The sequence below is a fragment of the Sphingobium sp. MP9-4 genome (assembly GCF_005281675.1).
Lineage (GTDB): Bacteria > Pseudomonadota > Alphaproteobacteria > Sphingomonadales > Sphingomonadaceae > Sphingobium > Sphingobium yanoikuyae.
The window spans coordinates 43958-66658 of record NZ_LUFI01000030.1 but is presented as its reverse complement, the minus strand read 5'-3'; the positions used below and the strand labels follow the sequence as shown (position 1 = coordinate 66658).

The following is a 22701-nucleotide window of genomic DNA, read 5'->3' as shown; positions in this document are numbered from 1 at the left end:
GCAAGGGGAGAGATTGGCCATGACGGCAATTCCAGGTGTTGGCGCTTTTGCGATCGTGCCCAGCAATGACGTCGCCATTGCCCTGGCCTTCTGGGAAAGGCTGGGCTTCGTGCGGATCGGCGGCGATCACCATTATCATATCATGGAGGGATGGGGGTGCGAGGTGCATCTGACCCAGGCGGGCGCGCCGCCCTGGGATGTGCCGGCGCATAATCCCTTTGGCGTCTATCTGCGCACGCCCGATGTGGCGGCGATCGCGGCGCTGGTCGATGATCTGGTCATCCGGCCAGGCGGCATTTTGCGCCATCGCGAATGGGGGCTGTATGAGGTCGGGATCAACGGTCCGGATGGACTGCTGGTGCGCATCGGCTGGCCGTCCGAACTGATCGAGGGCGCCTGACGCTATAATAGTCCCTGCGCGCGCAGGCTGCTATGCCCCTGCGCACCGATGATGATATGGTCGTGGACGCTGATCCCCAGCCGCTTGCCGGCCTCGACAATCTGGCGGGTGATCTCGATATCCTGCTTGCTGGGGGATGGATCGCCCGATGGATGATTGTGCACCAGGATCAGGGCTGCTGATCCCAGTTCCATGGCCCGCTTGATAACCTCGCGCGTATATATGGCCGCCTGGTCGATCGATCCGTCACCCATATTCTCGTCGCGGATCAGCATGTTGCGGCTGTTGAGATGAAAACATGTTGCGCGGAAATGCTTCGGCGGTAGAGACGGGATCATAGCAGGACAGATTTCAGGAAAACTCGATGACGACCCTGGCATATCGCTACCACCGCTTTTCCACCAAGTCGCAGGACAGAGGCTCGTCGATCGAGCGTCAGGACGAGGTCACACTCGCAATGGTGAAAGCGAACGGTTGGACGTTAGCGCCAGGCGGCCCGATAGAAGATAGGGGCCGATCAGCTTGGAAAGGAGACCATCTCAGATCGGGCGGCTTGGGCGAATTCAAGGCTCGTATCGATGCCGGTGAAATCGTTCCGGGTTCGATCTTAGTCATCGAAAACTTGGACAGACTTTCCCGCGAAAATGTTCGCAAGGCGCGGCGATGGATCGAAGAGGTGACGGAAGCTGGCATCCGCGTTGCCGTCGCCAATCTCAATAAGATTTTCGATGAAAATAGTCTGTCTGGCGAGAACATCGTCGATCTGATCCAGTATCTTCTGGAAGCGCAGCGATCCAACGCGGAGTCTCAGCGCAAATCCGACATGCGCGCCAAGGTGAACGCAAACCAGATCGAGAAAGCGCAGCGGGGCGAAATATACTCTCCGCGCGGTCCTGCCTGGCTTATCGACATAAATGGGAAGTGGGCGCCCAATCCTGAGCGGGCGGCTGTCGTGGAGCAGATATACGAATGGTCAGCGAGTGGCTTGGGCTACGCGTCGATTTGCCAGCGGCTCAATCAGATGGTGCCTGCGTGGACGAGAGGTTGGAAGTCAGAAAAGAGCGAATGGAAAATCGGTTACGTTCGCGACATCCTGACCACCCACATGGTTGAGGGTGAATACCATCGTAAAGCTGTCGGCGAGGATCGAGACGAGATCATTCTGGGCTACTATCCACGGATTGTTTCAGCCGATCTTGTTGAGCGCGCGCGGGCTGCAAAGATAGCGCGGAGGGGAACTGGTGGAAGGTCTGCGGCCGAAGCGCGAAATTTGTTTGCTGGTCGGACGGTCTGTGCCGAATGCAATGGCGCGATGGAAAAGGTCGTCAACGGAAATGGTCGGGGGAGGAAATATTACTATTTTCTCTGCCGGGGCGCCCGCAGCGGCACCTGCGTCAATAGGTTGCAATATCGTTATGATATTTTCGAGGCGGCCGCGTTGGAGCAAATGCTCCACTTGTCTTTGGATGACACGCATTTCAGCAAGGTCGAGGAAACTGCCCCGCTGCTTGCGCGGGTCGCGGACCTTCGAAAAGAGCGCGAGCAGGCCCAGGCGAAGGTCAACAATTTGCTCGATCTGATCGAGGCGGGGTCGGGAAGCGCGAATTTGGGCGGGCGCCTTGACGCGCGCGAAGCGGAATTGGCGGGTCTCGATCAGGCTCTTGCAGCAGCAGAAACTGAACTGGAACTGGCACGCGGGAAGGTTAGCGACGAAGATCACCTCAAGCGGGTGAAAGAGGTCCGCGAAGCTATGGACAGTGACGACGAGGATGAACGCCAGCAGGCGCGTCGCTTGGTCCGCACTGCCGTCCAAGGTCTTGTGGAGCGTATCGTGTTCGCGCGGAAGAAAGTGAGCGGGGGAAAATACGAGCGGCGGATCATCATGACGCTGGTAGGTCTTCACACTGTCCTTTGGTTCGACGGGGCTGGTAACGTCGTTCGCGTCCGGGATCACATCGACGACTATCGCAATGACCCGACCAATCCACTCTCGCGTATGATGCTGCTTGCGAGTGGGAAGGACGCAGATACGGTCGGTCGATCGCTAAACAGTCAGGCGGAACGGGCAGCGAAGACAACTGTCGATTCTTGATCGACCGGCCGTATCTGGCCAGCCGTCACCCGCACGGTCGTCGTCGGAAATTCCACCTCCAGCGATCCGTCACCATAGACGGAGACGATCGTGCCGACGGTTCCGGCCGGGACGGTTCGCTTGACGGTCCCGGTCGGGGTGGCCCAGTCTTCGGAGATCGTCTCGACCAGAACGACAACATCGAGGTCGGTGTAATCGGTCACAGGTCGTCCAGGTGGACTTCGATCCCGCGACCAGCGTTAAGGCTCGCGATGGCAGCTTCGAAAGAGCGTCGTTCGCCGGGATCGGACGCAAGAAGATATTCGTCGCTGTCGAGCAGTTCGAACAGTTCGCCTATCGTGACCGACAGCGCGATCACGATAGCGGTCAGGGTGGCTTCGGCCTCCGTGCGTTCGACACGAAGGCGGTCGATGCGGCTGCGAAGGGTTTCGGCACGGTCGGTCATCCCTTCACCTCCCTGGCCGCAGGGGTCAGCACGGCCTGGCCGATCGACGACAGGATGCTTTCCAGATCGTGGTGCATCGCCTGCTGGTCGGGACCGTCCGGGTCGAGCATGTCGAGCAACCGGTCCAGCTTGGTTTCGACGCGGTCGAGCTTGGTCTCGATTGTGACCAGCCGGTGGGTGATGGTTCGGTCGATGGTCATGCTGCGCCCTCCGCGATCATGTCCTGATGGACCTGGACGAAGTGGCCGAGCGCCCGACGATGCGGTGACGCTTGAAGAACCAAGCGGCCGTCGATGACCTGGACGGTGGCGTAAATGGCGGCATCGAGGTCGGCGCCGACGCGCTTCGAAGCGCGGGCGATGAAACCACCGACATCATCGATGTCATAGTCGGCGCAGAAGTCCTCGGCGAATTCGGTAACGATAGCGGGAAAGTCGAGCAGGGCGGAAAGGTCGAATGTGATCACGGGTGTGGAACTCTCAATGCAGGGTGGTCGGGGTGGTCGGGGTGGTCGGGGTGTTGGCGGCGCGACGCTTGTCGGCGGCATTTTCGCGGGGCGTGGCCCAGCGAAGATTTGCCAAGCGATTGTCGCTGCGATCAGCGTTCGGCCAATGTGCGGCCTGGTGGGTCGGCGAAGGTGGAAGACCGATGTGCGCCATCAAGACGAGGCGATGGACGTATTGCCGGTGCGGCTTTCCATCACGGTAAAGGATGACCTGGAGATAGCCGGTGCCATTGTCGGCGGGCGACATTTCAGTCGAACGCAGCCCCTTCACGGTTCCGAATTCGCTGACGCTATAGCCGGGGAAGCCAGGGATTGGGAGGAAGGTCTCGACGGAAGTGCTCGGCTGGCTTTCCTGGCCGAATGCAGTAACGGTAATCATAATTAAAAGCACCAAAATGATTGATACTTTTATTTATCATCGCGAACGAATGGTTATATTTGGACTTAATCATAAGAAGTGATATAAGGGGAATGTCTTTAAGACTGTTTCTTTTCAAGCTACGACTTGCCCCGGATCGCGATGGTCCGGGGCATTTTTGTTTCGTCAGGCGGCTCTTTTCGCCTTCGCTTCTGCCCGCTGCCGGGCCTTTTTCTCGCGCTGATGTTCTCGCTCTTCCTCGGGTGTGCGCTTCGGCTTCGACGGTCGTCCGGCCCGCTTCGCTTCGGCGGTAGCGAAGCCCAAATCGACCAGGACGAGGTTCGTGCGGAAATGACCGACGCTGTCGAAGTAGGCCTGGAGTGCTTCGGCCTGGACACGGTCGTAAACAGTGATGGTCAGGGGGCGATCGTCGTTGGCGCGGCGGCCGATCCGGTTTGCGAATTGGACAAGGTCTTCCGTCTCGCGTGCCTTGACGACCTGGGCGGGCGAGACGCCCAACGTTTCGAGGATGGCGATTTCCGAAGGCGCGGGCTTGGCGGAATAGATCATCGTTGCCATCGTCAGCGCGCCGAATTTGTCCGTTCCGGCCTGGCGCGGGGAAAGGTGCTGGCCCGGCATGGCACCCAGCTTTTCGGCTTGGCGCAGATTGGCGGTCCAGATGTGGTTCACAGGATCGACGTTGAGGTGTCGCCCTTGGTCATCGGTCTGGCGCATCCACTTGCCGATCGACCCAAGGCGGGCCTTTCCGTCCGTGCTGTCGAACAGGTAGCCGGTCGCGCCATGGGCCTCGGCGAAATAGCGGATCGTCAGGTCGCGATGGGCAAACGCAGCGGCCGACAGCGGCGGCAGGGGGACGAACCCGACGCGCGGGCAACGATTGCGCCAGATAAGTGCGGTGACGCTCTCGTCAAACGCATTCGCGACGATCTCGACCCGGTCGAACGCTTCGAGTTCAGTGGGGAGCCACAGGCTATGCCAGGTCCAGGCGCGCTTGCGATTGTCCATTTCCGACCAGCCCCGAAGATCGACATAAACCGGTGTCCGACCAGACACGACGCGACGGTGGAAAAGGTCCAGCGATCGCATGATGGTGTCGCTGGCCACGTCGGCGGCGGCGGGCGCGTCAGAATAGGCGCGCACTTGCGCGTATGGACGACCATCGTCCGCAGGGATCAGTTCGTATCGTGCCGCGAACCAGGCGCTGCCCAGGGCATGGGTGACCAGTTCTTCGCGGAAAAACGCGTTCGGCGCTTCGTCGATGCAGCAGGCCCACCCCTCGAATTTCGACAGGTCCGATAACCGCAGGGCTTCGTGCGTCGTCACGACGACAATGTGGCCGGTCGTGTAGGTGGTCGGCAGCGCTTCGATATCGACCCGGACGGACGCGGAACCGTCGGGGTGGTTCTGGTCACGGCTATAGACTTCGCGGATGACGGGGCTGGTGCCTGCCTGGACGGCCTGCTCGCGGAGCTTGCGGACGGCTTCGCCGATCATCTCGCGGCGATCGACAGCAAGGAGGTAGAGGCCCGGTGTGGTAACGATGCGGTCGCGCTGTGCGTGGGATTTGCCAGCGGCGCAGCGCTCGGCAGAATAGAAAATTGTTGTCATGTTTCCTTTCAAAATATTAATATTCAAGTGTCCCTTCGCGCTAGTATTTGTCCCCAAAAATCCTTAGTATATTAAGAATAAAAAAGGACATATTTCTTCGAATGAATGAACAATGCGAAGTGTATACCAGTTTGGCAGGTCCATCTATATTTATCTCAATGCGTCGAAATCGAGGCCGCTAGGTCTCGATGAAGACGCCGGTGGCGTGGTCGCTCGCGATCACGGCGCCCGATCATTTGGCGTTCGAACGCACCAGCGTCTTCGCGGATGAAAATGCGGATGATCCGGCATGTCGAAATCACCAAGTCATCTGGCTTCGCGAATTTCGAAATTACGGATTACCTGGCAGACGGATGATTGCCCGCCTGGGCGGGCCGGGATCATTCGCACGAACATGATGCGGCGCGCCCAGCGCTGCGCGTCGGTCACGGGTCGGGTCGATCCCCGTCTTCGACGGGAACAACCCGATATCCTGCCTTTCGGCCCCCTCGACGCCCCCTGACCCTTATTTTGACCCGGCGAAGCCGGGGGCGATACTAGCGCCGGGGACATCGTCGGCGCGGATCGTCAAAGCCACCGAAGTTTGAAGAGGGCAGCGTCGGCGAAGTCGTCGAAGACGATCGTCGGTCGGGTTCCGACGTGTGCCTCCCAGCGGCCGGTGACGTTCTCGGCGAGCCACGCGGCGACATGGTCCTTGAGACGCGCCTTGATCGTCACGATCTCGCCACCTGGCGCGCTTCGACATCCACCGCGCACACGGAGGCAGGCGGGAAGTTCGTATTCAACCATTGGTCGCCACTCCCGCCAGCATGTTGGGCCGAAGCGCCAGATAGGCCGTCGGAAATTTGACCAGGTCGAACCAATGGTGGGGCGGATCGTCCGACGCATTGGCGTCCAACAGGACCGACCAGGCGATGAACGCCAGGTGATCGCCGGTAAACATGCGCGTGGCGGCGTGCGGGCCGATGTGGACGTGCGTGACGTTGAACGAAGGGTGGCTGATCGTCTCGACGGTGATCGCATCTTTTTCCGCGATGGTCACCGAAGCGCCGTCCAGGTGACGGTGTCCGTCCACCCGGCCCCGGAAGATTGAGGCGGCGATGGCGTGAATTTCGCCGATGATGGTCTTTGTCGTGCTGTTCATTAGATATGGCTCCCCCGACGACCGGAGCGCCCCGCGCGCCCCGGCATGTGGATTTCGACGATGTTGGAAAGGTTCGGTGCGACCCGAAGGGCGGCCTGGTTAGGCGGCTTTAGACGTGCGGCTTTCTACCGTTTTTGCGTTCAGCCGATCGAAACAAGAATCCATGCAGTGCGTGCGATAATTTCGGCCACTGTGCGCTCTGGTTGCCATCATCGTCGAGAGAGCGGTGTCATCGAGCCAAGTGGGTTTCACGATGAAGCAAGCGGAGCCGATCGTGCCGTTGAAACCCATCGTGATGCCCGCCGTTTCCGGGTCCATTTCCAGGACGCGGCGAACCACTTCGCGGGAAGGATTATGAACGAAGAATTTCATTTGCGGGCTGCGGGGATCACCGTGCGTGATCACGTGCTTATGCATGCGCTTCTTTGCTGCGGCCAAATCTTCGGGGTCATACACAAGCATGTTGGCACCGACCCGGTTCAATCGGAGGCCATACTGCTCGCCCCCGCGCTGCAAAGCTTCTTTGCCTGTGGCGTATGAACAATGGCGCCAGCTACCGTTCGTGTAATCCCAATCAACATCACCCCGGAGAGATTTGTTTCGCGGGAGCTTGGCGAGTGCATCGCGCAGCACTGCGGCTGCAATCTCGCCATATGCAAAAGTGGTCATATTACGATTCTCCCTTACGAGTCTTTTTCGCCGGTTGTGTGGGCTGTTTCGGGTTTGCCCAAGGCCAAATCCCTCGGGTTTTCAGGGTGTTCAGAATTTCACGCATCTTGTTCATTCGGCAATATTTCCTTTTCCCCGCCAGAACGTCTGGCGAGTTGGTGTAGGTCAAAAAGTCAGAGTCCGCCCGTCGCCTGCCGCGCAGGTTTCGGGGACGGTGATGGGGATGGCTGGTTAGCCGGAAGGTCGGATGATCATGGCGTGGCGCTTTCTGTATGTCGAAGGCGCGGAATTGCGCTGACGGAGACGCCTCTAGCGTCGCCGAATCGATCGCGCAACAGAAATCATTGATTTTGGAGAAAAATCTCCGGGATTGTTCCCGTATACATCTTTCAATTCAAAAGTCAAAATCGAAAGTGGTATACGCACAAATTAATTCAGCAGGTCAGCGCCGGTGCCGATCAAGGCAAATCGCCTGGCCGTTCCTCCAGTCGCAGAATCCTACCCAGCTTGGTCCCGACCTCCAGCATTTCGTCCTGACCTAAGCGATGCTTATTCCGCAGTCGTTCTATATCGGCCGAGTCCGGCACGATCCCGGCGAGTCGTGATACGTGTTCGTATCCTTTGGCTGCGTCGTCTGCCGCTTTCTGAAGATAGTCCGACATGGCTCGCGCCGTCGGCTCCGGAGTGCAAACGTCATTGACCTGCTGCGCTGTCCACTTGGTCTTCCCGCGAGCAGTCTTGATCGGGCTTCCAGGATGGCGAACGTTATAATCGGTGAGCCACCGCGCGACGGCGCTATCACTATCCCGCGCACCAGCAGTGCGTATCTCTCGACGCGCCTGACGAATGTGGGTCATCATCGTCATCGCAAAATGCAGCTTCGCCTTCTGTTTCGCGTAACTCGATTCTTCTTGTGCGCTGCCCATCGGTGGCCCTGGTCGATCTGGTTCGACGGCCGTCTAACCATCACTTTCAATCGTGTCAGCCCTTGCACGATTGAATTCGCGTATTCAGGTCCATCGGTCTTCCCTATTACGGCCGGGTCAAACGCGGTGGCCACCCTTTGATGGATGATCGAACCCCGGTTCGCCCATTTCCTTCCCCTCGACGCCTGGGGGACACTATCGGACCCCGGTCCATATGTGTCGCGGCGCACATCATGATCCGCGCCAGTCCGCCTGGCAGATCGTCGATCGTTGGTGACGTAATCACCGACTGAACTTGACCCCGGTCAATGCCCAATAATGGCGCGCCATTTTTATAATTTTTGAAGGAAGCAAACGCATGAATTTTGCCGATTGGATGACTGTGCCCGAACGAAATGCGGTCGCCGCAGGATTCCGCCTTGCCCGCGAAAGTGTCGGGCTGGTCGTCGCTGGTGATTGGCCGGTCGCCTGGTTGAGCGGGCCGGGCGGCATCGGCAAGACGGTGATCACGAAGACCGCCATCAAAGTGTGGCAGGAGAAAGGCCTGGAGCCTGTCTTCGCCAATCCTGCCAATTCCCGCGAATTGCTTGCCGCTCTGAAGACCGCGAAGGGAAATCGTCCGGTCATTATGGAAGAAGCCGACACGATTTTCCGAAGCGACAAGTGCCTCAATATTCTCAAAATCGCGACCGATCGACGGGGAACCGGCCTCTACGATAATGTTCGGGTGACCGCGCCGCTGATCATCGCGACGAACGCGCCGCTTCATGATTTGACAGTTTGGGACAAAAAACTGCGCCCCCATATCGAAGCGTTGTTCAACCGGGTGCCACCTGTGACCATCAGCTTCGACCGTCTCGCGAACTACGAATACGCATGCTACCTTGCGCTTTCGACCGACATGCTGCGTTGGACGCCGAGAGGTCGGACGATCAGCGCTGCGACGACTGCACGAGCGCTGTCCTGGTTCACCACCCATATCAATGAAATCGAATTGCTGTCCGCCCGCACCCTTTGCAACATCGCAGAGTGGATGACCATCCTGACTCCGAATGCGCTGGAATCCAAGCTGAACAGCATTTGTCGCCCTGCGGTCGGCAATCATCTCCCGATCCCGCTGATCGATTGGGATGCGGTCGTCGCGGAGATGATCGAAGTCCGTCGATCGAACAGGAAAATGGCGGCCTGAAACGAAAATGGCCCCGACCATCATCGATAGTCGAGGCTGCAAGGCTGCCCATGGTGGATTTAATCTCTATCGAGACGCCCAGAGCGCCTTAAACCCGGCAAGCGCCAATTCCTTTCTCTTCATAAGGGCAAGGAGTCGAGCATCGGCCCGAATTTGGCTGCCGCCGACGCCTAAAGAGTCATAGTGCGCCTCGAAAACGTCGCTTGCCGCGATGACTTCGTCAATGGCGGCGGCAATGGGATCGCTTGGAACCTTCCGTTCCAGCCACTTTGTTAGCGAAACTCCAGCCCGTTCTGCTCTGCGGCTTTCATACGCGTGTTGGCTCTGCGACAACTGCGTCAGAAGGACTTGAGCTTCCTTGCCTTTGTCAATGTCAGCCCAGATACGCATGCGCTGGTTACGTGGTCGATTGTCGAAATTAAAGTTCTGCGGGTAACTCGGATCAGGAACGAAGATGATGCGATCTTCGCCTTTTGGTTTTGGGGTAATGTCGAAGAGATCGTTGGTTGGAGATTTCCATACACTGTGAAATTCGGCTGTGAGCAATGCTTCCGGCCATTCCCAAATCGTCCAACCAAATACAGGCGATCCTCCGGCTACCCGGACTTTTGCATCTACGCCGTCGCTGCACCAGCCATAGCAACCGTAAGGATCGTCTATGACGGGAAGAAACCGAGGCGGTTCCGATCCCAAGCGTTGTGCGAAATTAATTATGTCGGCCGTTATTACGTCAGGAGTTGTCTCTTGGACAGTTTCTGCTGTTCGCTTTTCGGTGGCAAGCAGTTGCGCTGAGGCTGCTCGAATATCCTCAAAAGACATTATCACGTTTATGCGTCTCCTAACTGCGTCAAGTCTGTAAGAAACTTAAGAAAATTAAGTGGCTTCTTATAAACGGTATCAGAAAGGTCAAGCGAATCAGCACTATAGCTGACTTTCAGCGCGCCGGGCTCCGGCAGTCCTGGGCAGCGCGCGAGAGTAAATAGGCTGATGATCACTCCCATAGAATGGCCGATCCTGCCGGACGGCCCGCGCCCCACAAAATGACCATCAGCGCTAAAGATATCCGGTTGATGCCGATCGCCAGCCGGGACGCAAATCCGTTGATCCAGCGTCTCCACTATTCCGGCACCTACACCAGGAACGCCCAGCTTCACCTGGGCGCGTTCATTGGTGACCAGTGCCATGGTGTGATGTCGTTCGGGCCGCCGATGGACAAGAGCAAGGTATTGCCGCTGGTGCGCGAAACGCCATGGTCTGGGATGTTGGAACTGGCGCGTATGGCCTTCGACGACGTGCTGCCAAAAAATGCGGAAAGCCGATGTCTTGCGATGGCGCGTCGGCTGATCTTCGCCCACTATCCGCAGATTGAATGGTTGCTGTCATATAGCGACGGGACGCAGTCGGGCCACGGCACGATTTATCAGGCAGCGGGCTTCGATCTGACACAGATCAGGCCGAACCGGACCATCTACGAGTTCCCGACAGTCGGCCGTCGATATGCAGCCATGACCCTGGAGGCCCATTGGTCCGGCGAGACCGTTCGACAGCTATGCGCCGATCTAGACGTTCCGCACGAATATCGAACCCGCACGACTTGGTGCAAAATGGGGCTGGCCCGGCCGCTTCCTGGTTACCAGCTTCGCTACATGACTTTCCGTGACCAGTCCGTCCGCGACCGCCTGACTGTGCCGATCCTGCCGAGTTCCGCCATCGACGACGTTGGTGCGCGGATGGTGCGCGGACAGGCTAAATAAAGGGCGGATGAAGCAAGCGATGGCCGGAACCACCGGCGCAGCGACGGGGTAGCGCCGATCCATCTGCTCCAATTGCATTATCGACTAGGCGTCATTGACGCCCATTTTCAGTTTGCCTCCTGGGCGTCATTGGCGTAGAGGGATGGCATGCAGACGGTCGTCGAAACTCCAACCTATATCAACGCTGCCAAAGCGGCAGGCATCACCGATGACGAGCGCACGGCTATCGTCGATCACATTGCCGCGAACCCGACAATCGGCGACATCATCGAAGGCGGCGGCGGGGTTCGCAAGGTTCGGGTGCCGCGCGAAGGAAAAGGGAAGAGCGGAGGTTACCGTGTGATCACCTATTACCAGAACGCTGACGAACCGGTCTTTTTGATCACCGTCCTGTCGAAGTCCAAGCAGGACAATTTGACGGACGACCAGAAGAAGAAAGCCAGGGCTGCGGCGAAAGAGATTAAGAAAGGAGAATGATCGTGGATGACGAAGATTTCGCCGGGATCATGTCCGGCCTGAACGATGTGAAGGATTATTACGCGGGCAAGCGCGAAGGATACGTGGTCCACGAACCGGTTGACGTGAAGGCCGTCCGTGCGGTGACGAAGCTGTCCCAGGCCAGGTTTGCAGAGGTCTATCATCTTCCGCTGCCGACGGTGAAGGGGTGGGAGCAGAACCGCCGTGCCCCGGATCAGCCTGCCCGCGTCCTGTTGCAGATGATCGCTGCCGACCCGACCGGCGTCGCGAAGATGATCGAGCGGATCGCGCAACCGGCCTAAATTGGGACGTTCAGAAAATGAACGTTAGATTAATGCGCTTGCCAACTATCCCGGAACGGCGCATGTTTCGATCGCGACCCGAAGGCTGTAACAAGTCTTCAAATAAACTCGGCCCATCCGAACTGTCGGGTGGGCCGTTTCTTTTTCCGCGACGGTTAACGCTATCTTCGCATTTGTGGCGTAATTCATGTCGAACAAGAGATCGCCATTTTCCCGGCGTTCCGAATTCAGCAGCGGCAAATAATAGTGGCCCGATCGTCTCCCTGGTCGGGCCAATTTTTTGACTCGAAGATGTCCGAGGCATAGTAGGAAGTCGGGCGGTCCCGCAGGCGCGATCGTTACCCCGGTCGCGTCGTTCAGCGGTTGGGGCCGTCCAACCGCATTGCGTTAAATACGTGATGCCCGAAATACCCGCGATATTTGGCCGAAAGAAGCCCGCCCAGCGCTTCGGTGGATCGCCCCATCTGCGTGATCATTCGAGCGCGTATCGGCGCCTGTGTGCCCGCATATTGGCCCAGGAGCCGCTGTGCCGATACTGCCGACACGACGGTCGCATCACGCCTGCGCGGGTGGTCGATCACGTCGTGGCGCTGGCCCTTGGTGGTGGCAATGACGCGGGGAACCTGGCCCCAGCGTGTGCGCCTTGCAACGACAGCAAGGGGAAGGTCGAGGCGCGGTTCCTGCGCCGTGGCTTTGATATCCGCGATATCATGGCTGACCTCGAACTGGCGGACTGGATCAAGCGCGGCAGGCTTCGTCCCGACGGTTGAACCAGTCGTCGGCCCCCGGAAACCACAGCGCGATGACGCCAGCGATTTGCGTGATCATCATGGCGATCGGAAATTCGCGGATCACGTCGTCGGCGTAAAAGAACTGCGCCGCCCAAACAAGAAAAGCAGCCCCGGCCAGGACCGCCAGCGACAGCCATCCCCGCGCGATCCGTGACCGTCCCAGCAACGCCAACGACGGAACGAGGAAGAACGCGACCAGCACGATGATGAAGGGTCCGGCCAGGTCGCCGAAAGCAGCCTGGACCGGGCCGACGTTGATGACGTTGTCGGCGATCGTATAGCCGATGGTGCCGATCAGCGTCGCGGCGCCGAATGCCGCTGAAAATGGTATGCGCATAATGGTTTGCCTGCGTGTGAAACCGGTCGAGGAGGCAGATATTTAGCGGGCTGTCGAGGCTCGAACGATAAATAGAGGCGTTGCTCCCGTGCTGTCGGATCGCGGTGACGACCAACGATCCGGCAGCACAATCGCCCCATATAGTGGGCGGGTAAAATCATAATATACCATATATTGGGACTACCGCAGCCCAGGCTTTTTTTCACGCGTCCGAATTAAAATTTAGGGTCGGCGATAGTGATCGAAGATTTTCCGAAGCTGATCGTGGAGATATTCCTCCGCTGAATCCCACTCTTGATAATTCTCTTCATCGATTTCTTCCGCAAGGCCGAAGAACGATCCAGTCGGAGCTTTCTGGGTTTTATTAAACACCAAGGCCGACAGCAAGAAGCCGTGCTTATCCATAGTATCACGCGAAATTGCGCCTAGAATTTTGCCGATCATTCCGCGATCGTTCGGGTTCGTGTGCGTTCGACCTGTCAACGCCATCACCGGTTCGTAGGTAGTGGTCTCGCCGCGCCTCGCGAAATCTTCCAACGCAGCCTTAATGATTGCGACTTCGTTCGCATGTTCCTTATTTTTGCGGATTACGGATTCCGCCAGGACGTAGTTTGAACCGTCGATCGACACGCCCTCCAAGGCGCCATTCTTGACTTGTCGCGCGATAGCAGCCCGTGTCAGGCCGACGCCGTCCGCCACCATCTGATATGTCAGGATGGCCAGCGACGGGTTGAGCGCCAACGCATTCAGATATGATTCCATTGTCTTGAACTGTTTCACAACGACTCCGTATGATAACGAAAACGATACGGCAGAAATAGCTTAAACGGAGCGCGCGTCAACAGGATAAATATCCGCATATGGCTCCCGGCAAGAAACTCTCCGATCCAGCCCGCAAAAAGCTAGCTGGCACCCGCAAGAAAAGCGTCGATAACAACGTCGTCAGCATCACGCCCGACCTAGTTCGCGACGTGCCGGTCATGCCGGAATGGCTCTCGCCTGGCGCTCGTGAAGTGTGGGCGGCCGACATCGAGCGTATTGCCGCGACGGGTGCGACCGCCGTCGATAGCAGCGCCGTCGCCCTCTATTGCGAGACCATGGCGGTCTTCGTCGCTTCTGTCCGCGCGCAAGAGCCGGTCAACGCCGCCTTTCGGTCGGAGCTTCGGAAGCAGGCAGAACTCTTGGGGATAGCTGGTGCCAAGTCGCGCCTCGCCAGGATCGCGGCACGGGAACCCGCGAAGACGAGTCCGTTTAGCGTTCGCGCGCGTTAGACTTTTCCCAGACCACCTTCCCTGGTCCGGCTGATCCAGGGAACTGCCATCCAAGACGCGTTACCGTATCGATCACGTCGGCAACGAGATGAATAATTTCCTGCCGAGTTTGTCGAAGGAAATCCACGTCAACTGGAGTGTCAAAGCGGCGCCTTTTGCGGTCGATGTAGAACGGGATAGAGCGCCCTTCATCGTCCGGTAGTCGCCAGGAACCATGGCATACGGCGTTCCGAAGTTCAGCAGCGTCACGGAGTTTGCCCACAAGTTCCTCGTGTGTTTCAGAAGCTGTGGACGTGTGATCCCGAACGGCTCGATCAAAGGTTGCGATCTGCGCACCCAAGGCATCGGTGACGGCCTTTTCCAGCACGCCAGGCCATTTTTCCAACGCAGCCTCGATTTCGGTGTCGTCGTATTCTCGGGTTGCGGTCAGGGCGAATATCGCCCGCGTCAATGTTTCTTCCAGGAACCCGAAAGTTCCCACTACGCGACCAAGCTCTTCCCAAAAGATTGCGTCATGTCGATGCGTCGGAAAGTCTTTTGGCAGGTTGTATCTATCGATCGAAAAAGTGTCCTCTGGAGCGGTCGGGTCGGATTGGGCTTCTGATTTAGTGGCATCTGCATTTGGCATGCGGCGGACTTTCATAAATATCGGGTGCGATATCCCCGAAATTCTTACGCTTGGACCGCAGTCGATTACGCCAAGCGCGTCGTCGCTGGCAAGGTGCCTGCCTGTTGGCAAATCCGCGCCGCGTGCCAGCGGATGCTCGATGACTTCAACCGCACCGACATCACGTTCTCGGCCAAATATATCAACCACGCCTGTGCGTTCGTTGAAGCGCTGGTCCATATCAAGGGGCAATGGGCCGGTCAGCCGATCCGGTTGGAGCCGTTCCAGGTCTGGATCATCGCCAATATTTTCGGCTGGGTCCGCAAGGCGGACGGCCTTCGCCGGTTCCGATCCGCGTTCATCCTGCTACCCCGCAAAAGCGGAAAGTCGCTAATCGCCGCCGCTATCGCGCTTTACATGACATTTGCCGATGGCGAGCCGGGCGCCGAAGGCTATTGTGGTGCGAGCAATCTTGCCCAGGCGAACGAGGTCTTCACCCCCGCTAAGCGCATGGCCGAATTGTCACCCCATTTCCTCGATACGTTCGGTGTCGAAGTCATGGCGAAATCGGTCTTTTGTGAAACGACCGGCCAATCGTTCGTCCCCGTCATTGCCCGCACGAAGGACGGATCGTCACCGCATCTCGCCATTTGTGATGAACTTCACCAGGCTATCGACGACACGCAAATTCAGGCGTTCCGAACCGGCATGGGCGCGCGTCGTCAGCCCCTACTTCTCGTCATTTCGACCGCTGGCACCAATCTGGCGGGCGTGTGTCGCACTGAACAGCTTGCCGCCGAGGCTGTGCTGCGCGGCGGTTCGATCGATGACAAGCTGTTCGCAGCCATCTGGACGATCGACGCCGACGACGACTGGCGAGATTTCGGTAGCTGGATCAAGGCGAACCCCGCGATCGGGGCGTCGCTGTCGGAGGAATTCCTGCGCGACAAGCTGAACGAGGCGCTTCAGTCCCCGGCAAAGGCAGCGGCGGCACGCACCAAACACCTGAACGAATGGGTGGCATCGGCGGCCGGATGGTTAAATCAAAACGATTGGGCGAACGCAGCCGACCCGACGCTCGACATCATGGCGCTTGCGGGGCGTCCCGCGTTCCTCGCGGCCGACCTTTCGACGAAGCAGGATTTGACCAGCATCAACGCGGCCGTCCCGCTCGACGATGGGCGCCTTGCGATCTTCCCTTGGTGTATGGCCCCCGAAGGCGCGGTCGCCAATAGCCCCAATTCATCGGCCTATGCGGAATGGGTCGAGCGCGGCGATCTTATCCAAACGCCTGGTAGTGCGTCATCGTTCGCCGAAGCTGAAGAGCGCCTGGAATGGCTGCGTCAGCATTTCGACGTGCGCGTGGCTGTCTTCGATCAGTGGCAGGGGGAGGCGGTGCGCCAGCGTTACGAGGCGGCCGGTGTGCCAACGATGATTTGGCAGGCGAACAACAGAGGCGCCTGGACGATGGCGATGGACGATTTCGAGGCGGACCTGAAAAACGGCCTGGTGGTCCATCCCGGAAATGCGGTGCTGGATTGGTGCGCCGCCAATATCTGCGCCTCGACCAGGGGCGTGACCCGTATTCCGGTCAAACCCAGCGGCCAGGATCACCTCAAGATCGACGCCATGGTGGCGACCATCATGGCTTACGCAGCCGCGTCCGTCGAACCGCCACCGGCACGCGCCGACATCGCCTTGGAATTCTGGGACTGACTAAATAGTCGATGGGTTTCCTCGACATTTTTCGGACGATGCCGGTCGAGCAGTCGTTCGCTACCAAGTCCGCCACCACGACCACCGTCCCGGTTCATTCGCCCGAAACAATCGAGCGACAACTACGCGACGAGCAGGAATTCGGCACGTCCGCGATTGCGATTTCGGCCGTCTTTGCCTGCGCGCGCGTCATTGCGGAGGGCCTCGCATTACCGCCTTGCTATCTTCATCAGATGGACGTTCGCGGCAAGAAGCTGGCGACCCGCCATCCGCTGTATCGGTTGCTTCACTTGGCGCCGAACGACCGGCAGACTTCATACGAATTTCGCGAGCAGATCGGCCTCCACCTGGCCCTAAATGGCAATGCCTTCGTATGGGTCAACCGCAGCCGTGCGACAAATGAAATTCTCGAATTGCTGCCGATGGACCCCGGTTCGGTGACCGTGCTGGTCGATCCGTCGGTGATCGGCGCGCCTGTCCGCTATTTCTTGTATGGACGGGAAGTCCCCGCCGACCAAATCTGGCATTTGAAGGGTCCGGCCTGGCGATCATACGAAGGCATGTCGGCGGTCAACACTGCGCGTCAGGCTATCGGCCTCGCGCGTCACGCCGAGAAATTCGCCAGCGATCTATTCATCAACGGCGGCAAATTGTCCGGTCTGATCAGCGCCAAGACGCCGATGACCGACGACCAGGTCCGACAGCTTCGCGAGGCATGGTCGCGCGCCTATTCCGGCCCAGGAAAGCAGCACAAGACCGCCTTTCTTCCCGCCGACCTCGCTTATACGCCGATGTCGGCCACCGCGACCGATGCCCAGATGATCGAGGCGCGGCGTTACCAGATCGAAGAGATTTGCCGGTTCTTCCGCGTGTCGCCCACTAAAGTGTTCCAGAGCGGCGGATCACAGTCCTATGCCAGCGTCGAGCAGGCGCATATCGCGCATGATCAGGACACCGACGCCCATTGGCACACCCGATTTGTTCAGTCTGCGTCCGTCCACCTGCTGACGGCGGCAGAGCGCGGTGCCGGTTACACAATCTCGCTCGACAACCGTGACTTTTTGCGCGGAACCGCCGTCGAGCGGATGACCTATTATAACGCTGGCATCGCGGCCGGGATCATCACCCGCAACGAAGCCCGCGAAATGGAAGGGTTCGACCGTTCGGACGATCCGTCGGCCGACAAGCTGACACCCGCCGCGAACCTGTTCGGCCCCGATCACGCCCAAGCCGCCGCAGCATAAATATTAGTATGCAGAGAAAGGCCCTGGCACTGCGCGAAGTAAAGTTCGCGCCACCGACCGATGACACGTCTGTCCGCGAATTCAGCGGATACGGCGCGGTTTTCGGCAACGTCGATTCCTACGACGATATCATCGCCCCCGGCGCTTTTGCGGCGTCGATCGCCGAGCACAAAGCCGCTGGCACCATGCCGGTGATGCTGTGGAATCACGACGCGATGGCGATGCCGATCGGCGTGTGGACCGACCTTTTTGAAGACGAACATGGCCTGAAAATGGCGGGCCGGTTCCTCGACACCGTCGCCGGTCGCGATGCCTACACGATCGCCAAGGCGGGCGCCGTTACCGGCCTTTCGATCGGTTACTTCGTCACCGCGTCCGAGATCGAAAAGCGCGAGGGCAAGACTGTCCGCGTCATCACCGCCGTCAAGCTGATCGAAGTCAGCCTGGTAACCTTTCCGGCCAATGATCTTGCCCGCGTCGATGATGTGAAATCCCAAAACCTGGAGAATGAAGAAAACATGAAATTGCAGCGCAAGTCGCTCGAACGCCTGGCCGAACTGTTCGGCGAAGCGAAAGACCTAATCGACGATATCGTAACTGAAGCCGACGAAGAAAAGTCCGAGGTCGATGATCAGACCGATGACGAAGAAAGTGTCGAAGGCGATGATAAGTCATCGGACGACGCAGTGTCGGAAGATGAAGCCGATGCACTGTCCGACGAAGAGATCGAAGGCGAAGCTAAATATAATTTGACGGCACGAATTGAGGCCGTGCGTAACCTAACCCTTGCTGTGAAAAACCTGGAGAACCATGGCCGATAAAATCCTCGACGAGATCAACACTCTCGCTACTGCTGTTACCTCGCGCTTCGACGACATCGAAGGCAAAATGAAGGCTCTCGAAAAGGCGGGCAACCGACCGACCATCGACGGCGCAGAAAATCCCGAACTCAAGTCGGCGTTTAACGCCTTCCTGCGTGGCAACCAGGCCGAATTCAAGGCCATGTCCGCGACTGGCACCGACGAAGGCGGCGTGACCATCCCCAAGCAGATGGCCGCAAGCATCCGCGCCCGCGTGCAGGAAATCTCGCCATTCCGCAGCGTTGCCGAAGTCGTCACCGTTTCCACCCCTGACTACCGCATTCCGTTCGCCACCACTGGCGCCGATGCTGTCTGGGTTGGCGAAAAGGACGCACGTCCCGAAACTTCCGCCCCCAAGATCATCGAACTGACACCGTCGTTTGGCGAACAGTATGCTTCGCCGTTCGTCACGCCGACCCTCCTGGAGGATTCGGCCTACGATATCGAAGGTTTCCTGGTGAACCAGGTCGCGATCAAGTTCGCCCAGATGGAGGGCGCCGCGTTCCTCAACGGCACCGGCATCAACCAGCCCAAGGGCATCCTGACCGTTGCCACCGCTGCGACCGCCGACAACACCCGCGCATTCGGCACGCTTCAGCACGTCACCAGCGGCGCAGCGTCGAACCTGACGAGCGTCGATCCGCTGCGTAAGCTGGTTTACAGCCTCAAGGCCGAATTCCGCGCAAACGCCAAGTGGATCGCCAACCGCGACACCATCGGCACCCTGATGTCGTTCAAGGATTCGACCGGCCGCTATCTGTGGCAGGACGGCCTCGAAGCTGGTCAGCCGGGTCGTTTCATGGGCTATGAAGTCGTCGAAATGGAGGACATGCCCAACATCGCGGCGGGCGCTACCCCGATCATGTTCGGCGACTTCCGTCGCGGCTATACCATCGCGGATCGGGTCGGCATTTCGATGCAGTATAACCCCTACGCCTTTGCACCGTATGTGGCCTATCAGACCCGCGCCCGCGTGGGCGGCACGCCGACCGACACCGACGCGGTCAAGATTCTGAAGATCGCGGCCTAATCGGCTTCGACGATCGGACCCAACAGAGGGGCCGGGGAAACCCGGCCCTTTTTCGTGCCAAGATAAATACTGGCGTGAAGAGAATTTCCGCCCCCGCATTCCCTGCCGTTTCCGCCGACCAGTTACGCGAATGGCTACGCCTCGATCCCGATGTCGATCAGGCCACCCTTGATCTACTGCTCGGTTCTGCCGTGGACCACGTCCAGGCCCTGACCGGCCAGATCGTCGTGTCCGCCGATTACGAGACGGTCCTTCACGGGCCTGGTTGCCACGTCATCACCATCAGCAATTCCACAGCGGTCGCCCTTTTTGACCAGGCCGGTGACCCGATCACCGACATCGACATCGTCGAAGCCAGCGTCCACGGCGATCTGGTCTTCGTCGAAGTGCTTCCGGCTGACCGTGGTCCGGTAACCGTCCGGGTGACGGCTGGTTGGACGACCGAAGAGATGGTCCCCGCAAGCCTTCGTCACGCCATCGCCGTTTACGTTGGTGCGGCCTACGATAGCCGCCACGCTATCGACGACGCCACGCTTCGCACGGTCGCCGCGCTTTGCCAGCCCTTTCGCCGGATCGTCATCTGACCATGCGGATCGACGCCGGGGCGCTGGATCGCCGCATCGAAATCATGGTTCAAACGAAGGTTCGCGACGCGGTCGGCCAGGAACGATCAACCTGGACCGTTGCCGCGACCGTCTACGGCCAGCGTCTGGAACTGCGCACGTCGGACATCGCGCGCGGTGCCGGTCGCCAGGCCGTTCCAGCGGGCCGCTATCTGATCCGTTACAGGCCCGGCCTGACGGTCGCGCACAGAATTCGAGTGGACGGCCAAACCTACGCCATCACCGCAATCGACGAACCGGATCGTCGCACCACGCTGGTCGTCACGGTCGAGGGGGTGGCGCAATGACCGTCACCGTGACCACGACCGGGTTCGCCGCGCTCGATACCCGCATGAAATCGCTGTCGAACGACATCGCGACCAAGGTCGGCCAATCGGCCAACCGTGCCGGTGCGGTCGTTATCCAGAAAAAGATCAAGGATGGCGTTCCGATCGGCCCGCACGCGGAAGGGTCGATCCGCAACCGCACTCGAAAAAGTGGCAAGGTCGTCCAAGAAAAGCACAGCAAGATCATCAACAACGTCAAGGTGCGGAAAGTCAGGGCGGAAGCTGGTCGGGTCATCAACGCGATCGTGATCGGAAAGGACGCGTATCACGCTTCGTTTGTTGAATTTGGCAGCATCCATAATGCCCCGAACCCGTTTTTCCGCACTGGCTTTGCGCTCGCGAGCGAAGATGCCGTCGATCGTATCAAAACCGTCCTGGCCCGTCGGCTGGACAAGGCGGGCGTATGATCGAGGCCCAGCTTGTCGCCCATCTCGCGGACGTTGCTCCGCATATGTATCCCGGCGCCGCTCCGCTCGACTATTCGACCCCGTGTGTCGTCTACAATCGGATTGGGACCGACCCTAGCGATGACCTGTCCGGTTGGACCGGCGAAGGCTGGCTGACGTTCCAGATCGACGTTTACGATCCCGCCTACCTGGTCGCGAAGGAACTGGCCGCCGACATCCGCGACCGCATGATCGAATGGGACGACGACACGGTCCAATCGGTGACCTGGATCGGCGAGACCGACATGATCGACGAGACCACCGATACCAGCCTGTTTCGCACGATGCTGACGTTCCGTCTTCACGCGAACCTCTGATCGACAGGTCAATGCGCGCCGTTGGCTAAATAATTGCGTCCGGCGCGCCTTTGCGTCGAAAATCATACGGAGACGCAAATACAAAATGGCATCTGGCGCAGTTCATAGCCGCAAAACGAAAATTGAAATCACCGACGGTTCGACCAAGGTCCAGATCAAGGGTCTGACCCAATTTTCCGGTCTGGGCGGTGGGTCCGCTTCCGTCATCGACGTGACCGATCTCGACAGTGACGCGAAAGAAAAGATGATCGGTCTGGCCGACGAAGGTCAGGTCAGCCTTTCGCTTAATTATATGCCGAGCGACCCTGGCCAGATCGCGCTCGAAGAAGCGCGTCTGTCGGGCGAACTTTCCGAATTCGTCATCACGCTCCGGTCGGGAACGGTCTTCGCCTTTTCCGCCGCTGTGCTGTCGTTCGAAAAGAGCGGTGGCGTGGACGCGGTGATCACTGGCACGGTCACGCTGGAGATCAGCGGCCTGGTCGTGAAGGGCACCGCCGCCTAACATGGCGATCCTTTCCAAGGGGGCGATCTTTGCGGCCGCCCCCGCCACCATTGAGGTCGAGATTCCAGAGTGGGGCGGCTCGGTCATGGTCCGCGCCTACAGCCTGATCGACCGTGTCGAACTGATGGATGCCGCGACTGAAAACGACCATGCGGTCGAACTTTACCAGCGTGACCAGGCACTCGACGAAGAAGACCGGGAAGGCCTTGTCGAGGTGAAGCGGTTCGACGCCGCTGTCCTGGAGATCATCCATAGCTGCGTCGATGACACCGGCGCTCGCCTGTTCGACCTGGCCGATCATGACCGCATTCGCGCGCTGTCCTATACATCGCTGCAATCGATCCTGATCGCGATCCGGCAGATCAACACGGTGCCGGACCAGGCTGCGCTAAAAAAAAGTTCAGACTGAACCCTAATCGGCGGTTTCTCTTCCGCCTGGCTCTTCAAATGGGCCGGACGGTCGAGGAACTGTCAGCGACCATGTCGATGGACGAATTCCACGAATGGGCCGCGTTCCACGATGTCGAACCATTTGGCACGCCGGTCGAAGACGACCGCTTCCGCAATGTGCTCGCCCTGCAATATAAGGCGCTGAACGGCACAGCCGAAATTCACTGGCTGGACCGTGATCCCCAATGGTCCGCGCACCTGCGCGACTTGGCACGGCCGCCGCTCGACGACGCGATCGAAGCCTATTTCGAAGCCCGGATCGCCGCTCAGAAGGCGCCATCGACCTAAATA

The 22701-nt window shown here is 58.9% G+C and carries 34 protein-coding genes and 1 pseudogene; 20 read left to right on the top strand and 15 right to left on the bottom strand.

Going from position 1 to position 22701, the window contains the following annotated elements; all coding sequences use genetic code 11:
• Nucleotides 1-19: 19 nt before the first annotated feature.
• Nucleotides 20-400, top strand: coding sequence for a VOC family protein (locus tag A0U87_RS09905; protein WP_048937916.1), 381 nt, complete (start codon nt 20-22; stop codon nt 398-400).
• 2 nt (nt 401-402) lie between these two features.
• Here the strand turns inward: A0U87_RS09905 and A0U87_RS09900 are convergent.
• Nucleotides 403-693: pseudogene (locus A0U87_RS09900) on the bottom strand (JAB domain-containing protein); the annotation flags it as partial.
• Nucleotides 694-764: 71 nt separating this feature from the next.
• Between A0U87_RS09900 and A0U87_RS09895 the strand changes: the two are divergent.
• Complete coding sequence (locus A0U87_RS09895) at nt 765-2492, top strand: recombinase family protein (protein WP_137405497.1); 1728 nt, start codon at nt 765-767, stop codon at nt 2490-2492.
• Here A0U87_RS09895 and A0U87_RS09890 read toward each other — a convergent pair.
• The 6 genes from A0U87_RS09890 to A0U87_RS09865 form a co-directional block, all read right to left on the bottom strand.
• Nucleotides 2453-2695: a hypothetical protein gene (locus tag A0U87_RS09890; protein WP_137405496.1), complete on the bottom strand. Its 243-nt coding sequence runs from the start codon at nt 2693-2695 to the stop codon at nt 2453-2455. The two genes, A0U87_RS09895 and A0U87_RS09890, sit on opposite strands and share 40 nt — an antisense overlap.
• Nucleotides 2692-2937 (bottom strand): hypothetical protein, encoded by a 246-nt coding sequence (locus A0U87_RS09885; protein ID WP_137405495.1) that lies wholly within the window; start codon nt 2935-2937, stop codon nt 2692-2694. Before A0U87_RS09885 ends, A0U87_RS09890 begins: the two co-directional genes overlap by 4 nt.
• Nucleotides 2934-3137: a hypothetical protein gene (locus A0U87_RS09880; protein ID WP_137405494.1), complete on the bottom strand. Its 204-nt coding sequence runs from the start codon at nt 3135-3137 to the stop codon at nt 2934-2936. The genes A0U87_RS09885 and A0U87_RS09880 overlap by 4 nt, the downstream gene beginning before the upstream one ends.
• The gene (locus A0U87_RS09875; protein ID WP_137405493.1) at nt 3134-3403 is read right to left on the bottom strand and encodes a hypothetical protein; all 270 of its coding nucleotides are present in this window, start codon (nt 3401-3403) and stop codon (nt 3134-3136) included. The genes A0U87_RS09880 and A0U87_RS09875 overlap by 4 nt, the downstream gene beginning before the upstream one ends.
• Before the next feature lie 13 nt (nt 3404-3416).
• The gene (locus tag A0U87_RS09870) at nt 3417-3833 is read right to left on the bottom strand and encodes an HNH endonuclease (protein WP_240700541.1); all 417 of its coding nucleotides are present in this window, start codon (nt 3831-3833) and stop codon (nt 3417-3419) included.
• A gap of 153 nt (nt 3834-3986) precedes the next feature.
• A complete protein-coding gene (locus tag A0U87_RS09865) occupies nt 3987-5456 on the bottom strand; it encodes a hypothetical protein (RefSeq protein WP_170978383.1) in 1470 nt (489 codons plus the stop codon).
• Between the two features lie 161 nt (nt 5457-5617).
• On the opposite strand from A0U87_RS09865, the gene A0U87_RS09860 reads away from it, so the two are divergent.
• The gene (locus A0U87_RS09860; RefSeq protein WP_137405490.1) at nt 5618-5827 is read left to right on the top strand and encodes a hypothetical protein; all 210 of its coding nucleotides are present in this window, start codon (nt 5618-5620) and stop codon (nt 5825-5827) included.
• A gap of 169 nt (nt 5828-5996) precedes the next feature.
• On the opposite strand, the gene A0U87_RS26170 is transcribed toward A0U87_RS09860, so the two are convergent.
• From A0U87_RS26170 to A0U87_RS09845, 4 genes are all read right to left on the bottom strand, one after another.
• On the bottom strand, nt 5997-6146 hold the full coding sequence (locus tag A0U87_RS26170) for a hypothetical protein (RefSeq protein ID WP_170978382.1): 150 nt from the start codon (nt 6144-6146) through the stop codon (nt 5997-5999).
• 64 nt (nt 6147-6210) lie between these two features.
• Nucleotides 6211-6573, bottom strand: coding sequence for a hypothetical protein (locus A0U87_RS09855; RefSeq protein ID WP_137405489.1), 363 nt, complete (start codon nt 6571-6573; stop codon nt 6211-6213).
• Between the two features lie 99 nt (nt 6574-6672).
• Entirely contained in the window at nt 6673-7242 is a 570-nt protein-coding gene (locus A0U87_RS09850; RefSeq protein ID WP_137405488.1) for a hypothetical protein, read from the bottom strand.
• 458 nt (nt 7243-7700) lie between these two features.
• The gene (locus tag A0U87_RS09845) at nt 7701-8168 is read right to left on the bottom strand and encodes a hypothetical protein (RefSeq protein WP_137405487.1); all 468 of its coding nucleotides are present in this window, start codon (nt 8166-8168) and stop codon (nt 7701-7703) included.
• Nucleotides 8169-8526: 358 nt separating this feature from the next.
• On the opposite strand from A0U87_RS09845, the gene A0U87_RS09840 reads away from it, so the two are divergent.
• Nucleotides 8527-9357 (top strand): hypothetical protein, encoded by an 831-nt coding sequence (locus tag A0U87_RS09840; RefSeq protein WP_137405486.1) that lies wholly within the window; start codon nt 8527-8529, stop codon nt 9355-9357.
• 66 nt (nt 9358-9423) lie between these two features.
• Here the strand turns inward: A0U87_RS09840 and A0U87_RS09835 are convergent, their stop codons facing one another.
• Nucleotides 9424-10176 carry a hypothetical protein gene (locus tag A0U87_RS09835; protein WP_137405485.1) on the bottom strand — a complete coding sequence of 251 codons (753 nt, stop codon included), beginning with the start codon at nt 10174-10176 and terminating at the stop codon, nt 9424-9426.
• 185 nt (nt 10177-10361) lie between these two features.
• On the opposite strand from A0U87_RS09835, the gene A0U87_RS09830 reads away from it, so the two are divergent.
• From A0U87_RS09830 to A0U87_RS09815, 4 genes are all read left to right on the top strand, one after another.
• Nucleotides 10362-11111, top strand: coding sequence for a hypothetical protein (locus A0U87_RS09830; RefSeq protein WP_206366594.1), 750 nt, complete (start codon nt 10362-10364; stop codon nt 11109-11111).
• Between the two features lie 147 nt (nt 11112-11258).
• The gene (locus A0U87_RS09825) at nt 11259-11588 is read left to right on the top strand and encodes a type II toxin-antitoxin system RelE/ParE family toxin (RefSeq protein WP_137405484.1); all 330 of its coding nucleotides are present in this window, start codon (nt 11259-11261) and stop codon (nt 11586-11588) included.
• Nucleotides 11589-11590: 2 nt separating this feature from the next.
• A complete protein-coding gene (locus tag A0U87_RS09820) occupies nt 11591-11890 on the top strand; it encodes a transcriptional regulator (protein WP_206366593.1) in 300 nt (99 codons plus the stop codon).
• 398 nt (nt 11891-12288) lie between these two features.
• Complete coding sequence (locus tag A0U87_RS09815; protein ID WP_137405483.1) at nt 12289-12660, top strand: HNH endonuclease signature motif containing protein; 372 nt, start codon at nt 12289-12291, stop codon at nt 12658-12660.
• Here A0U87_RS09815 and A0U87_RS09810 read toward each other — a convergent pair.
• Nucleotides 12629-13018, bottom strand: a complete 390-nt coding sequence (locus A0U87_RS09810; protein WP_137405482.1) for a hypothetical protein — start codon at nt 13016-13018, stop codon at nt 12629-12631. The genes A0U87_RS09815 and A0U87_RS09810 overlap by 32 nt on opposite strands.
• A 222-nt stretch (nt 13019-13240) precedes the next feature.
• The gene (locus A0U87_RS09805; protein WP_137405481.1) at nt 13241-13798 is read right to left on the bottom strand and encodes a hypothetical protein; all 558 of its coding nucleotides are present in this window, start codon (nt 13796-13798) and stop codon (nt 13241-13243) included.
• Nucleotides 13799-13878: 80 nt separating this feature from the next.
• Here A0U87_RS09805 and A0U87_RS09800 point away from each other — a divergent pair, with 80 nt between their 5' ends.
• The gene (locus tag A0U87_RS09800; RefSeq protein ID WP_137405480.1) at nt 13879-14289 is read left to right on the top strand and encodes a hypothetical protein; all 411 of its coding nucleotides are present in this window, start codon (nt 13879-13881) and stop codon (nt 14287-14289) included.
• Here the strand turns inward: A0U87_RS09800 and A0U87_RS26725 are convergent.
• Entirely contained in the window at nt 14270-15106 is an 837-nt protein-coding gene (locus A0U87_RS26725) for a hypothetical protein (RefSeq protein WP_240700539.1), read from the bottom strand. The genes A0U87_RS09800 and A0U87_RS26725 overlap by 20 nt on opposite strands.
• Between A0U87_RS26725 and A0U87_RS09790 the strand changes: the two genes are divergently transcribed.
• From A0U87_RS09790 to A0U87_RS09740, 11 genes are all read left to right on the top strand, one after another.
• Nucleotides 15050-16612: a terminase TerL endonuclease subunit gene (locus A0U87_RS09790; protein ID WP_137405479.1), complete on the top strand. Its 1563-nt coding sequence runs from the start codon at nt 15050-15052 to the stop codon at nt 16610-16612. The two genes, A0U87_RS26725 and A0U87_RS09790, sit on opposite strands and share 57 nt — an antisense overlap.
• Nucleotides 16613-16623: 11 nt before the next feature.
• Nucleotides 16624-17856: a phage portal protein gene (locus A0U87_RS09785; RefSeq protein WP_137405478.1), complete on the top strand. Its 1233-nt coding sequence runs from the start codon at nt 16624-16626 to the stop codon at nt 17854-17856.
• An 8-nt stretch (nt 17857-17864) separates the two neighbouring features.
• Nucleotides 17865-18677 (top strand): HK97 family phage prohead protease, encoded by an 813-nt coding sequence (locus A0U87_RS09780; RefSeq protein WP_137405477.1) that lies wholly within the window; start codon nt 17865-17867, stop codon nt 18675-18677.
• Nucleotides 18667-19746 carry a phage major capsid protein gene (locus tag A0U87_RS09775; RefSeq protein WP_137405476.1) on the top strand — a complete coding sequence of 360 codons (1080 nt, stop codon included), beginning with the start codon at nt 18667-18669 and terminating at the stop codon, nt 19744-19746. Before A0U87_RS09780 ends, A0U87_RS09775 begins: the two co-directional genes overlap by 11 nt.
• A 74-nt stretch (nt 19747-19820) precedes the next feature.
• Nucleotides 19821-20330 carry a hypothetical protein gene (locus A0U87_RS09770; protein ID WP_206366592.1) on the top strand — a complete coding sequence of 170 codons (510 nt, stop codon included), beginning with the start codon at nt 19821-19823 and terminating at the stop codon, nt 20328-20330.
• Between the two features lie 2 nt (nt 20331-20332).
• On the top strand, nt 20333-20656 hold the full coding sequence (locus tag A0U87_RS09765) for a phage head closure protein (protein ID WP_017501280.1): 324 nt from the start codon (nt 20333-20335) through the stop codon (nt 20654-20656).
• Complete coding sequence (locus tag A0U87_RS09760; RefSeq protein WP_137405475.1) at nt 20653-21102, top strand: HK97-gp10 family putative phage morphogenesis protein; 450 nt, start codon at nt 20653-20655, stop codon at nt 21100-21102. The genes A0U87_RS09765 and A0U87_RS09760 overlap by 4 nt, the downstream gene beginning before the upstream one ends.
• Complete coding sequence (locus tag A0U87_RS09755; RefSeq protein WP_206366591.1) at nt 21099-21458, top strand: DUF3168 domain-containing protein; 360 nt, start codon at nt 21099-21101, stop codon at nt 21456-21458. The genes A0U87_RS09760 and A0U87_RS09755 overlap by 4 nt, the downstream gene beginning before the upstream one ends.
• An 85-nt stretch (nt 21459-21543) precedes the next feature.
• Entirely contained in the window at nt 21544-21960 is a 417-nt protein-coding gene (locus tag A0U87_RS09750) for a phage tail tube protein (RefSeq protein WP_137405474.1), read from the top strand.
• Nucleotide 21961: 1 nt separating this feature from the next.
• Nucleotides 21962-22369, top strand: a complete 408-nt coding sequence (locus A0U87_RS09745) for a hypothetical protein (protein ID WP_137405473.1) — start codon at nt 21962-21964, stop codon at nt 22367-22369.
• Nucleotides 22370-22407: 38 nt separating this feature from the next.
• Complete coding sequence (locus A0U87_RS09740; RefSeq protein WP_137405472.1) at nt 22408-22698, top strand: hypothetical protein; 291 nt, start codon at nt 22408-22410, stop codon at nt 22696-22698.
• Nucleotides 22699-22701: the final 3 nt, after the last annotated feature.